Annotated in this window: 9 protein-coding genes; 5 read left to right on the top strand and 4 right to left on the bottom strand. The window is 68.8% G+C overall.

The window, feature by feature from the left end; all coding sequences use genetic code 11:
- Nucleotide 1: 1 nt before the first annotated feature.
- The 3 genes from V5F75_RS13660 to V5F75_RS13650 all read right to left on the bottom strand — a co-directional run bounded on the left by V5F75_RS13660 (nt 2) and on the right by V5F75_RS13650 (nt 4,270).
- On the bottom strand, nt 2-985 hold the full coding sequence (locus V5F75_RS13660; RefSeq protein WP_394034455.1) for an AEC family transporter: 984 nt from the start codon (nt 983-985) through the stop codon (nt 2-4).
- A gap of 117 nt (nt 986-1,102) precedes the next feature.
- Entirely contained in the window at nt 1,103-2,752 is a 1,650-nt protein-coding gene (locus tag V5F75_RS13655; RefSeq protein ID WP_394034456.1) for a long-chain-fatty-acid--CoA ligase, read from the bottom strand.
- A gap of 195 nt (nt 2,753-2,947) precedes the next feature.
- Nucleotides 2,948-4,270 carry an OmpP1/FadL family transporter gene (locus V5F75_RS13650; RefSeq protein ID WP_394034458.1) on the bottom strand — a complete coding sequence of 441 codons (1,323 nt, stop codon included), beginning with the start codon at nt 4,268-4,270 and terminating at the stop codon, nt 2,948-2,950.
- 420 nt (nt 4,271-4,690) lie between these two features.
- Here V5F75_RS13650 and V5F75_RS13645 point away from each other — a divergent pair, with 420 nt between their 5' ends.
- The 5 genes from V5F75_RS13645 (at nt 4,691) to V5F75_RS13625 (ending at nt 11,135) form a co-directional block, all read left to right on the top strand.
- Nucleotides 4,691-5,122 (top strand): MerR family transcriptional regulator, encoded by a 432-nt coding sequence (locus tag V5F75_RS13645; RefSeq protein WP_394034459.1) that lies wholly within the window; start codon nt 4,691-4,693, stop codon nt 5,120-5,122.
- 186 nt (nt 5,123-5,308) lie between these two features.
- Nucleotides 5,309-6,454 (top strand): thiolase family protein, encoded by a 1,146-nt coding sequence (locus V5F75_RS13640; protein ID WP_394034460.1) that lies wholly within the window; start codon nt 5,309-5,311, stop codon nt 6,452-6,454.
- Nucleotides 6,455-6,465: 11 nt separating this feature from the next.
- Nucleotides 6,466-8,796: a 3-hydroxyacyl-CoA dehydrogenase/enoyl-CoA hydratase family protein gene (locus tag V5F75_RS13635; protein WP_394034461.1), complete on the top strand. Its 2,331-nt coding sequence runs from the start codon at nt 6,466-6,468 to the stop codon at nt 8,794-8,796.
- Between the two features lie 163 nt (nt 8,797-8,959).
- A complete protein-coding gene (locus tag V5F75_RS13630; protein ID WP_394034462.1) occupies nt 8,960-10,750 on the top strand; it encodes an acyl-CoA dehydrogenase C-terminal domain-containing protein in 1,791 nt (596 codons plus the stop codon).
- A gap of 73 nt (nt 10,751-10,823) precedes the next feature.
- Complete coding sequence (locus V5F75_RS13625; RefSeq protein ID WP_394034463.1) at nt 10,824-11,135, top strand: SCP2 sterol-binding domain-containing protein; 312 nt, start codon at nt 10,824-10,826, stop codon at nt 11,133-11,135.
- Nucleotides 11,136-11,142: 7 nt separating this feature from the next.
- Here V5F75_RS13625 and V5F75_RS13620 read toward each other — a convergent pair whose 3' ends face one another.
- On the bottom strand, nt 11,143-13,188 hold the full coding sequence (locus V5F75_RS13620) for an acyltransferase family protein (protein ID WP_394034464.1): 2,046 nt from the start codon (nt 13,186-13,188) through the stop codon (nt 11,143-11,145).
- Nucleotides 13,189-13,296: the final 108 nt, after the last annotated feature.

Genomic DNA, 13,296 nt, shown 5'->3' with positions numbered 1-13,296 from the left:
TTCAGCGCAGCAGATCGAGCGGCACCAGCCCCGCCCGCAGCACATAGAGCATGGCCGTGACGCTGAAGACGGAGCAGACCGTGCCGATGAGCACCGCCGTGGAGGCCTCCTCCACGTAGGTGTGGTACTGCCGCGCGAGCACGAAGCAGTTGAGCGCCGGCGGCAGCGCCGCCATCACCAGCAGCGTCTGCGCCCACACCGGCGACCAGGACACCCCCCAGCCCTGGGCGAGCGCGCCGACGAGCGACAGCGCGAGCAGCGCGATGGCGGGGTGTGCGACCAGCTTCAGCCCCAGCAGCGGCGCCAGCTCCAGCGGAATGCGCCGCAGCGGGCGCAGCGCCACCGTCACCCCGAGCGTGAACAGGGCGCAGGGGGCCGCGGCGTTCTTCAGCCCGTCCAGCAGGCGGGAGACCGCATCCGGCTCCCGGAAATGCACGGCGGCGGCGAGCACGCCGAGCAGGGTGGCGATGTTGAAGGGGTGGGTGAAGACCCGCTTGGCGATGAGCCCGAAGGTGGCGGCGAGGCTCTCGCCGCGCCCGCGCGTGGCCATGAGCAGCGGCACCAGCGTGAAGAACAGCACGCTGTCGCAGGCGAAGATGAGGGCGGCGGGCGTCGCCGCCCCCTGCCCCAGCGCCGCGATGCTCAGGCCCGGCCCCATGTAGCCCACGTTGGCATAGGCGCCGACCGTGGTGGCGATGGCCGCCTCCCCCACGTTCCCCCGCCGGAACCACAGGCCGATGCCCAGCGCGACCGCAGCCGTGGTGGCGGTGGAGCACACCACCGCGAGGATGAAGGCCGGGTTCGCCAGCTCCTCGAACGGGGTCTGCGCCACGATGCGGTAGAACAGCGCCGGCAGCGCCACATAGATGATGAAGAAGGTGAGCCAGGCGAGCCCCGCCTCTGGCAGCCGCACCAGCCGCCCGCAGAAATAGCCCAGAAAGATCAGGCCGAAGAACGGGAAGACGAGGCCGAACAGGTCGCTCATGGGGGGATCTGGGGTTGGCCTCGGGGGCGGGATGCAAGGCGGCCGCCCGGCGCCTGGGGCGCGGACGGCCGTTTTCCGCCTAAAGAGAACGCGCCGCCCTTGCAAGCGGGCGCAGGCTCAGGCGCTGGTGCGCGCCCGCTCTTCCTCGATCAGCTCCTTCTTGGAGAGCTTGCCCACCATGCTCTTGGGCAGGCTGTCGCGGATCTCGATCTCCCGCGGCATCTCGATCTTGGAGATCTGCGCCGAGAGGAAGGAGAGCAGCTCTTCGGGGGTGGCGCTGGCGCCGTGGCGCAGGGTGACGAACGCCTTCGGAGCCTGCCCGCGATAGGCGTCGGGAATCGCGATGGCCACCGCCTCCGAAACCGCGGGGTGCAGGTACAACGCCTCCTCGATCACGCGCGGATAGACATTGTAGCCCCCGCACAGAATCACGTCCTTGATGCGATCCACCAGGAACAGGTAGCCGTCGACATCGAGATAGCCCACGTCCCCGGTGCGCAGGGCGCCGTCCTGGAAGCTGTCGATGGTCTCGAGCGGGCGGTTGTAATAGCCGCGCATCACCTGCGGCCCGCGCACATAGACCTCGCCCTTCTCCCCCACCCCGCACAGCCGCGCGGGATTGGCGAGGTCGTGGATCTCGATGACGGTGCCCGGCACGGCGGTGCCCACCGAGCCGTCCTTCACCAGCCCCAGGGGCGGATTGGCGGTGACCACGGGCGAGGTCTCGCTGAGGCCGTAGCCCTCCACGAGCTTGCAGCCGGTGAGCGCCTCGAATCGCGCGCGCACCTCGCCCGGCAGCGGCGCGCCGCCGGAGATGCACAGGGTGAGCGAGGAGAGGTCCCGCCCCTCGATACCCGGCGCGCCGTTGATGGCGGCGAAGATGGTGGGCACGCCGGGAAACATGGTGGGCTTCTCTTGCTCGATGAGGTCCAGCACGTCCGAAAGGGTGAAGCGCGGCACCAGCAGGATTTCGGCGCCGAGGCAGATGGGAATCACCATCACCGTCTGCATGGCGAACACGTGGAACAGGGGCAGCACGCCCACCACCCGCTTCACGCCGATACGCCGGCATTCGGCGTGGATCATCACCTGCTGCGCATTGGCCGAGACGTTGGCGTGGGTGAGCATGGCGCCCTTGGGCACGCCGGTGGTGCCGCCCGTATATTGCAGCACGGCGATATCGGTGACCGGGTCGACGATCACGGGCCGCGCGCGCGCGCCGTGGCGCAGCAGCGCCGCATACGGCAGGTGCAGGCCGTCTCCCGGCTGGAACTCGGCCTGCTCCTTGCGCTTGAAGAGGGTGAACAGCATGCCCTTGAGCCAGGGCAGCACCCCCGCCATGGGGCAGACGATGATGCGCCGCAGCCCCGCCTCCTGGGCCACCGCCGCCACTCGCGCATGGATGAGCTTCACGTCCGGCACCACCATGATGGTCGTGCCCGAATCCCGGATCTGGTGCCGCAGCTCGCGCTCCACATAGAGCGGGCTGAAGTTCACCACGGTGCCGCCCGCCTTCATGATGGCGAAGAAGAAGATGACGGAATAGGGCGTGTTGGGCAGGCACAGGCCCACCTTGCTGCCGGGGCCGACTCCTTCGGCCTGCAGGCCCGCCGCCACCTTGTCCACGAGCATGCCGAGTTCGTCGTAGGTCCACTGCCGGCCGAAGAAGTTGAGGGCCGGCTTGGGGCCGTGCTCCGCGACGCTGGCGTCGAGCAGGTCCGGCACGGGAACCGGCACGATGGGCGTGCTCTCGGTCCGTTCGAGCATGGGCGTTCTCCCGCGTGGCAGGCGCGCCGCCGCCGTTCGCCGGCGTTTCGGACGCATGGCCCGCCGTCTGTTCTTGATGCCTTCGGGGGCGCGCCGCATGAGGTGCGCCTTTTGCTTTCGGGCCAGGATCGGCCCCGATTGCGCCGGGACGGCGGCGCCCCCACCGCCGTCCCGGCTGACCGCGCCCTGCCGCGGCTACTTGGTAATGAGGCTGGTCTGCTGGGCCGGCGCGCCGAACTTGTAGCGCAGGCCCACGGAGACGATGTCCACGTAGCCGTCGTTCACCTCCCCCACCAGCACGCCGCGCAGGGCGTTGCCGGTCTTGTAGGGGTACTGGTCGATGGGGCTGTTCTCGCCGAAGATGTGGCTGTAGGCGAAGTCCATGGAGAGCTGCTGCGTCACCGCATAGGTGAAGCCGGCCGAGAGCCACAGGCGGTTGGTGTCCGGCAGGCGGGGAGAACGGGTCTCGTCGGGCACGGGGGTGAGCTCGTAGGCGAGGCCGGCGCGCAGGGCGAGCTTCGGGTCCCACTGATATTCGACGCCGCCCGAGAAGAACCAGCCGCTCTTCCACTGCAGGTCGAGGACGCTCGCCACGCCGGCCGGGGTGCGCACCACGAGCTGGTCCACCGACGACCAGTCGGTCCATTCCACGGTGCCGAGCACCGTCCACTGCGGCGCCACCTGGGAGCGCAGGGAGGCGGTCACCTGCCCCGGCAGGGTAAGGCCGGCATTGGCCGCATATTGGGCGATCTTGGTCTGCAGCATGAACATGCTGAGTGTGCCCTCCAGATCATGATCCATGGAGGACTTGTAGCCGATACCGATGCTGGTCCCCGCCCAGGGGGTGAACAGAACGCCGAGGTTGAAGCCGACCCCGAGGTCGTCGCCGTCCACCTGGGCATAGAGATTGTTGGCGGGGGGCACGATGCCGGTGAAGGCCGCGTTGCTCAGCCGCGCGTCGATGTAATTGACGCTGACGCCGCCGCCGATGGTGAGCCACGGGTTCACCTTGTAGGCGATGGAGGCCTGGGCGTTGATGTCGAAGATGCGGCTGTAGCAGCCGTAGTAGCGGCCGGACCAGCTGCACGGCGCATCGGAGATGAGGCCGAACGGCACCGTGAGCCCGAAACCGACCGCGATGTCGTCCCACGCGTAGGTGAGGAAGGTGGTCGGCAGCAGGGCGTCGTCGATGATGTCGCCCACCCCCGCGTTGCCGAGGTTCGCGCCGGTGAGAGGCGCCCGCGCCTCATACACGTCCACCGAGGCGTGGGGCATGATGTAGGTGAAGTTGCTCTCGATGTTCATGCCCGGCGAGAAGCTGATCGCCGCCGGGTTCCAGAACATGGAGGCGAGGCCCTCGCCCCCCGCGGCGGCACCGGCGAACGACGTGCCCTGGTAATAGGAGCTCTGCTCCCGGAGCCCGAAGCCGCCGGCCTGCGCCTCGGCGGCGAGCAGGGTGGCGAACACAGGCAGCGCAACGCAGCCGGCACGTCTGACCAGGACGGTGGATCTGAACATGACTCCCCCTTGCTCGGCGCGCCCGGACTGGATGCGGGGCGGCGCCTGCGAATGTGGCGTTTCCTCGGGGCACGGCACGCTGCGGTGCACTATTGGTTTCTAGGGTGCCCTATACGTCACCCAGAATGCCTAAACGAACAGCCGCGTCAACCGCCATCGTAGCCATGATATGCGGAAGACCCACGATATTTCGGCAGCGTTGCATGAACAGCACGCGGAAGCTTAAGCGTGTGCTTCTCTCCCACAGAACAATCCGCGTGCGGAAAGAAAAGAGACATTGAGGCTGACGTATTCGTTGCGGCGCATCATGCGCGTTTTTTGACGTTGCGTGCCGCGGCGGTGAAAATCGGTGGGGAGGGTCTTGCGCCGAAGGTCAAAGCATGTATCGTCAGTGCGGATAGGTGACGTATAGGTGAACTTGTGGCATCGACAGGCAAACGTGGCAGCGGTGGCGCCCCCACCGACACCTTCTTCACCGTCACGGAGCTCGCACGCGACCTCGCGGTGACGCCGCGCACCATCCGCTTCTATGAGGACAAGGGCCTCATCACCCCCCGCCGAGCCGGCACCATGCGCGTCTACACCAAGCGTGACCGCGCCCGGATGGTGCTGATCCTGCGGGGCAAGCGGCTCGGCTTCTCCCTGCGCGACATCAAGGACTATCTCGACCTCTACGACATGGATCCCACCCAGTCCGAGCAGATGCGGATGCTTCTGAAGAAGGTGGAGAACCGGCTGGAGATGCTGGAGGACCAGCGCCTGGCGCTGGAGGAGACCATCGCCGAGCTCCGGGAGATCCAGGACCAGACCCTCGCGGGCCTCGCCAGCGGCGAAGTCAAGGCCGCGGGCTGAGCCGCCTTCGGCGCACTTTCCAGCAAAGCCGCGGGCCGGGGCGCGAAAGACGCCCTGGACGCGGACGCGATCGGGCCCGCGGCAAACTGCGGCGCCCCAACACGCCGCCCCCTCCGGCGGAAACCAAAATGCCCCCGCGGCGTCGCCGCAGGCGGGTGGAAGAAACGCACACAGGCAGGAGCGCTCATGCTTAACGTCGTGATCGCGGGCTATGCCCGCTCGCCCTTCACCCTCGCCAAGAAAGGCGACCTCGCGCGCCTTCGCCCCGACGATCTCGCCGCCCAGGTGGTGGCCGAGCTGGTGGCGCGCACCAAGGTGAAGGTGGAGGACATCGAGGACCTCATCGTCGGCTGCGCCTTCCCGGAGGCCGAGCAGGGCTTCAACATCGCCCGCCTCATCGGCATGATCGCGGGCCTGCCGCAGTCGGTGGCCGGCACCACCGTGAACCGCTTCTGCGGCTCGTCCATGCAGTCCGTGCACATGGCGGCGGGGCAGATCCAGCTTGGCGCCGGAGAGGCCTTCATCTGCGCCGGCATCGAGAGCATGAGCCGCGTGCCCATGACCGGCTTCAACCCCATGCCCAACCCGGCGCTCTACGCGCGGATGCCCGCCGCCTACATGGGCATGGGCGAAACCGCCGAGAATGTCGCCAGCAAGTGGCAGATCACCCGCGCCGACCAGGACGCCTTCGCCCTGCGGAGCCAGGAAAAGGCCACCCGCGCCGAGGCTGAAGGCCGCTTCAAGGCGGAGATCGTCCCCGTGCACGTCAACGGCAAGGTCAACCGGACCGTGGACACCGACGGCTGCATCCGCCGCGACGCCACCCTGGAGGCCCTCGCCAGCCTGAAGCCCGCCTTCGACGAGAACGGCACGGTCACCGCCGGCACCTCCTCCCCCCTCACCGACGGCGCCTCCGCCGTGCTGGTGTGCTCGGAGAGCTACGCCGAGAAGAACGGCCTGGAGCCCCTGGCGCGCGTGAAGAGCGTGGCGGTCGCGGGCTGCGCGCCGGAGATCATGGGCATCGGCCCGGTCGCGGCCACCAGGAAGGCCCTCACCCGCGCCGGCATCTCCATCTCCGACATCAACGTGGTGGAGCTGAACGAGGCCTTCGCCTCCCAGGCCATCGCCTGCCAGCGGGAGCTGGGCATCTCCGACGAGACGCTGAACATCGACGGCGGCGCCATCGCGCTCGGCCATCCGCTCGGCGCCACCGGCGCGCGCATCGTCGGCAAGGCGGCGGCGCTGCTGAAGCGTGAGGGCGGCAGGTATGCGCTCGCCACCCAGTGCATCGGCGGCGGGCAGGGCATCGCCACCGTGCTCGAGCGCGTCTGAGGGAGGCGCGCATGTCGTTCGAAATCAAGAAGGTCGCCGTCATCGGCGCCGGCGTCATGGGCGCCGGCATCGCCGCCCACGTGGCCAATGCGGGCATCGAGGTGCTGCTCCTGGACATCGTCCCGGAAGGCGCCGCCAACCGCAACGCCGTCGCCGACAAGGCGGTGGAGAAGCTCCTGAAGGCGGACCCCGCCGCCTTCATGTCCAAGAAGGCCGCCCGGCTCGTCACCACCGGCAACATCGAGGACAACCTCGCCGACCTCGCCACCTGCGACTGGATCGTGGAGGCGGTGATCGAGCGGCTCGACATCAAGCAGGCGCTCTATGCGAAGATCGAGGCCGCCCGCCGGCCCGGCAGCGCGGTGTCGTCCAACACCTCCACCATTCCCCTCGCGGACCTGACCTCCGGCCTGCCGGAGAGCTTCCGGCACGACTTCCTCATCACCCACTTCTTCAACCCGCCGCGCTACATGCGCCTGCTGGAGATCGTGGCCGGGCCGCAGACGAACCCCGACACGGTGGCCGCCGTCTCCCGCTTCGCGGACGTGAAGCTCGGCAAGACGGTGGTGACCTGCAAGGACACCCCCGGCTTCATCGCCAACCGGCTCGGGACCTATTGGCTCCAGCTCGCGGTGGGCGAGGCCTTCGCGCTCGGCCTCAAGGTGGAAGAGGCGGACCAGGTGATGGGCCGGCCCTTCGGCTTCCCGAAGACCGGCGTGTTCGGCCTCATCGACCTCGTGGGGCTCGACCTGATGCCCCACGTCCAGGGCTCCCTGAAGCGGGCGCTGCCGGCGTCCGATCCCTTCCACGCGACCCTGCGCGACGAGCCGCTGATCTCGCGGATGATCGAGACCGGCTACACCGGGCGCAAGGGCAAGGGCGGCTTCTACCGCCTCAACCGCGCGGACGGGCAGAAGCTGAAGGAGGCCATCGAGCTTTCCACCGGCGAGTACCGCCCGCAGGTGAAGGCCGGCGTGCCGGAGCTGGAAGAGGGCGGCGGCAGGGACCTTGCCGCCCTCATGTCCGCCCCCGGCCCCGCCGGCCGCTATGCCCGCGCCGTCATGGCCCGCACGCTGGCCTATGCCGCGCGCCTCGTGCCCGAAGCCGCCGACGACATCGTCGCCATCGATGACGCCATGCGCCTCGGCTACAACTGGAAATACGGCCCCTTCGAGCTGATCGACAAGATCGGCGCCGCGCGGCTCATCGAGATGCTGAAGGCCGACGCGGTGGAGGTGCCCGCCCTGCTGGCCCTCGCCGCCGACACCCCCTTCTACCGCACCGAGAACGGCACGCGGCAATATCTGGGAACCGACGGCGCCTACCGCGACATCGCACGGCCCGAGGGCGTCCTGCTGCTGGCCGACATCAAGCTGAAGTCTCAGCCGCTCCTCAAGAACGGCTCGGCCTCCCTGTGGGATATCGGCGACGGCGTGGTGTGCCTGGAGTTCACCTCCAAGAGCAACTCCCTGGACGAGGGCATCATCAGCCTGCTCTCCAAGTCGCTGAAGCTTGTGAAGGAAAAGTACAAGGCGCTCGTGATCTATAACGAGGGCACGAACTTCTCCGTGGGCGCGAACCTGGGCCTTGCCCTGTTCGCCTGCAACATCGGCGCCTTCGGCGAGGTGGAGAAGCTGGTGGCCACCGGCCAGAAGGCCTACCAGGACATGAAGTACGCCCCCTTCCCCGTGGTGGCGGCGCCCTCCGGCCTCGCGCTCGGCGGCGGGTGCGAGATCCTGCTGCATGCGGATGCGGTGCAGGCCCACGCGGAGAGCTACATCGGCCTCGTGGAGTGCGGCGTGGGCGTGCTGCCGGCCTGGGGCGGCTGCACCGCCATGCTGGAGCGCTGGCAGAGCGACAAGACCTTCCCGAAGGGGCCCATGCCCGCGCCCTCCAAGGTGTTCGAGACGGTCTCCACCGCCACCGTCGCCAAGTCCGCCGCCGAGGCGAAGGAGCTGAAGTTCCTGCGCGAGGGCGACGGCATCACCATGAACCGCGACCGCCTGCTCGCCGATGCCAAGGCCCGCGCCCTGGCGCTGGTGGAAGGCTACGTGCCGCCCAAGCCCATCGAGCTCACCCTGCCCGGCCCCTCGGGCAAGGCCGCCATGGTGATGGCGGTGGAGGGCTTCGCCAAGCGCGGCCTCGCCACCCGGCACGACAAGGTGGTCTCCGCCGCCCTGGCCGAGGTGCTCACCGGCGGCGACGCCGACCACATCGAGCCGGTGAGCGCGGCGCGGGTGCTGGAGCTGGAACGCGAGGGCTTCATGAAGCTCCTGCGCACCACCGCCACGCTCGACCGCATCGAGCACATTCTGGAAACCGGCCGGCCGCTGCGGAACTGAGCGCCGCTACGCCACCGGCCGGCGGCTGCCCCCCCCAACGGGGAGGCCTCGGAAGGGAAAAAGCCCTTCCCACAAAACGACAAGCGGGGTGAAGCGGGCGCAAGGCCCCCACCCCGCCCTCCCCGCGCGGGAGGCATCACCGGAATATTCGGGAGCAAACGCCATGCAGGTCTATACCCCCCCGCTCCGCGACATGCGCTTCGTGCTGCACGAGCTGCACGGCAGCGCCGAGCTGGGCACCCTCCCCGGCCTGGAGGAGGTCACGCCCGATCTCATCGACGCGGTGCTGGACGAAGCCGCCAAGCTCGTCACGGAAGTGCTCGCGCCGCTGAACCAGAGCGCCGACCAGGAGGGCTGCACCTATGAGAACGGCGTGGTGCGCACGCCGAAGGGCTTCAAGGAAGCCTACCAGACCTTCATCGAGGGCGGCTGGAACGGCATCGCCTGCGATCCGAAATACGGCGGCCAGGGGCTGCCGGCCTCGGTGAACAAGCTGGTGGAGGAGATGCTGTGCTCGGGCAACCTCGCCTTCGGCATCTGCCCCGGCCTCACCCACGGCGCCTATGAGGCGCTGAAGGCCTACGCCTCCGATGAGCTGAAGGACCGCTTCCTGCCCAAGATGGTGGAAGGCGTGTGGTCCGGCTCCATGTGCCTCACCGAGCCCCAGTGCGGCACCGATCTCGGCCTGGTGCGCACCCGCGCCGTGCCGCAGGAGGACGGCAGCTACAAGATCACCGGCAACAAGATCTTCATCTCGGCCGGCGAGCAGGATCTCACCGAGAACATCATCCATCTGGTGCTCGGCCGCCTGCCGGACGCGCCCAAGGGCATCAAGGGCATCTCCCTGTTCCTGGTGCCGAAGTTCCTGCCGAAGGACGACGGCACGCTCGGCCCCCGCAACGGCGTGCTCTGCACGGGCATCGAGCACAAGATGGGCATCCATGGCTCCTCCACCTGCCAGATGTCCTTCGACGACGCCACCGGCTGGCTGGTGGGCGAGCCCCACAAGGGCATGCGCGCCATGTTCGCCATGATGAACTCGGAGCGCCTTTCCGTGGGCACCCAGGGCCTGGGCCTGGGCGAGGCGGCCTATCAGGCGGCAGTGGCCTATGCGAAGGAGCGCCTGCAGGGCCGGTCGCTGACCGGCGCCAAGCATCCCGACAAGCCGGCCGACCCCATCATCGTGCACCCCGACGTGCGGCGCACGCTGATGACCATCCGCGCCTACAACGAGGGATGCCGCGCCCTCGGCGGCTGGGTGGCGCGCGCGCTCGACCTGATGGAGCACTCCGCCGATCCCGAGGAGCGCCGGCGCGCGGAGGACCTTACCGCCCTCATGACCCCCATCGTGAAGGCGCTGTTCACCGATCTCGGCTTCGCCTCCGCCTCCATGGGCATGCAGGTCTATGGCGGTCACGGCTATATCCGTGATCATGGCATGGAGCAGTATGTGCGCGATGCGCGCATCGCCATGATCTACGAGGGCACGAACGGCGTGCAGGCGCTGGACCTCGTGGGCCGCAAGCTGCCGGCGCACATGGGACGCTACCTGCGCGCTTTCTTCCACCCCGTGCTCGCCTACATCGACGCCAAGATGGACGACGACGATCTCGGCCCCCTGGTGGCGCCGCTCGGCAAGGCGTTCGGCGCCCTGCAGCTCGCCACTGCCCACATCGCCGAGAAGGGCCTGAAGGATCCGGAGGAGGCGGGTGCCGCCGCCACCGACTACCTGCGCCTCTTCGGCCTGGTGGCGCTGGGCTACATGTGGGCGCGCATGGCGGAAGTGGCATTCGAGAAGCGCCTTGGCGCGGACGGCGATGCCGCCTTCTACGACGCGAAGATCGCCACGGCCCGCTTCTACATGGAGAAGCTGCTGCCGGAGGTGGCGGCCCTGTGGGGTGCCATCAAGGCCGGCAAGGCGGCCACGATGGGGCTTGAAGAAGCCATGTTCTGACGCCTCCCGGCGCCGTTTCCACCAACTTTCCCGCCCCGTCCCGCCGGGGCGGCCCTTTTGAGAGGTGTTTCCGATGGCCGATGTTCCCGCCCTGATCGAAGCCATGCACGCGCGCGCCGATGCGCTCGGCACGCTCGGCTACAAGGTGCGCTTCGACCTGACCGACAAGGACGTCTCCCTCATGCTCGATGCCTCCGACGGCACCGCCAGCCTGGAGGAAGGCGACGGCGATGCCGATGCCGTGCTCAAGCTCTCCTCCGACACGCTGGACAAGCTGGTGGCCGGACGGCTCGGCGCCATGCTCGCCTTTTCCACCGGGCGGCTGAAGGTGGAAGGCTCGCGCGGCGTGGCGCTGAAGCTCGCGAGCCTGCTCGGCGACGAGTGAGCCCCGCTCAGCGGGGCTCCGCGCTCGCCTCCAGGCCCGGCGTCAGCAGCGAGGCGATGAGCGCCTGAAGCCGCGCGTCCTTCTCCAGCTCGCGGGCTCCGGTGGCGGAAAGGTGATCCGTGTCGGAGTAGTAAAAGCGCTCCTCGTCTCCGGCGATGCAGGTGTCGCCGCGGCAGAAGATCTCCGAAAGCTGGAACACGGTGGCATCGGCGCCCGGAGCGGCCGCTTCCAGCAGGGCGTCGTTTCCCGCACCGATGGCTGCCACCGCATCCCCCCGTCCCTGCGACAGGCAGGCGGACGAGGATTCCCCGGCCAGCTCGCGTTCCAGCACGCATTTCGGCGGCGCGGGCACGAACTCCGCCGGCTGGCCCAGCAGCAGCACCCTGATGCCATGCGCGTTCAAGGTCTCGACCGTCCGCGCCAGCATGTGGCGGAACACGCGTGCGGTCGCGGCGGCGGACTTCTCGCCGCCGCCCTCCACCTCGTCGCTGGTCAGGGCGAATTCACTGCCCGCGTGGTGTGTCCACATGCTCCAGCGGCCCACCAGGATGGCGAGCTGGGGCCGCATCCGCACGATCTCTTCGAGCGCGGCCGCGTTGAAGGCGGCGCAAGCGGCCGCAGGGACCTTCGCCCGATGGACGGTCCCGCCCAGAAGGGGCGGACATCCCGGCATGAAGGTCAGCCGCGCGGTGTGCCCGAGGCCGGCGACGATGGGGCCGATGCCCGGAAACACGGCATCCGCATGGGAATCGCCCCACACCATCACCTCGTATCCGCCCGCCGCCCCATCGGGCCCGATGGAGCAGTTCTCCAGCGTCCCCGACAGAGTCCCGTTCCACTTGCGGGGCGTATTCACACAGGTGCGATGGAACGGGGCGCGGTCGGCCATCGCGGCCTCGGCCGCCGCTGCCCGGGCAGATACCGGCCACAGCCGGCTTCCATAGCTCTCGAAGCCCCAGGTGAGCCCCGCCACCAGGGCGATGGCGGTGCCCGCCGCGACCATCCGCACGGCACGCCGCCCGCCCAGCGCGCAGGGCCGGCGCAGCGGCGTCTCCACGAAGCGGAGCGAAAGAGCCGAGAGCGCGACGGAGACGGCGACGATTCCGGCCGCCTCCCATCCTCCCAGCCCACGGCCCAGGTACGCGACAGCCAGAACCAGCAGCGGCCAGTGCCACAGATAGAGCGAATAGGAGATGCGCCCCACATAGACCGGCGCCCGCAGGCTCAGCAGCCGGGTGACGAAGCCATGCGGGTGATGGCTCCCGGCGAGGATGAGCGCCGCGGCGCCAAGCACCGGCGGCAGCGCCGCGAGGCCCGGAAACGGCGTGTGCCGGTCATAGGCGAAGACCGGAATGAGAATGCACAGCAGCCCCGCCCATCCGAGCCCCTCCGCCACGGCGGGCGAGGGGCGCCGCCAGGGCACGAGGGCGAGCACCGCTCCGGCCACAAGCTCCCACGCCCGGCTGGGAAGCAGGAAGAAGGCGGCCATGGGCTCCGATTTCAGCGCATGAACCGCATAGGCGAGCGAGGCGGCGGCGATGCCCGCGAACAGGGCAGCGGACCATTTGAGCCCGGCCAGCCGCACCGCCCCGAGAAGCGCGAGCGGGAACAGGATGTAGAACTGCTCCTCCAGCGCCAGCGACCACAGGTGCAGCAGCGGCGCCTCCTCGGCGCGCGGGCCGAAATAATCCAGCGCATCCTCGAAATGGAAATTCGCGACGAACAGGATGGAGGGTGGCACCGATTCGGCAAACTGCCGCAGCGCCCGCGGCGACAGCACCAGCGCGGCCATGGCGGAAACCGCCACGAGCATCACCAGCAGCGCCGGAAAGATCCGCCGGATGCGGTGGTCGCAGAAGGTGATCAGCGAGAAAGCACCCGCCTCCATGTCCCGCAACAGAACGGAGGTGATGAGAAAACCCGAGATCACGAAGAACACATCGACGCCGACGAACCCGCCCCGCAATGGCAAGAACCCGGCGTGAAACAACACCACGCTGCCGACAGCGACGGCGCGCAAACCGTCGATGTCCGGCCGATAGGCCAGACTCATCCTTTCCGCCCCCAGATCCGCGCCCCCGAAAGCGCGCCTTCACCGATGGTTAAGGAATAGCCCGTGCCTGCCGCAACGGCAAATTGCGGACGAACCCGATATCGCGGC

The sequence above is a fragment of the Xanthobacter albus genome (assembly GCF_043194895.2).
GTDB lineage: Bacteria > Pseudomonadota > Alphaproteobacteria > Rhizobiales > Xanthobacteraceae > Xanthobacter.
This window is presented reverse-complemented; position numbering and strand designations above follow the sequence as displayed.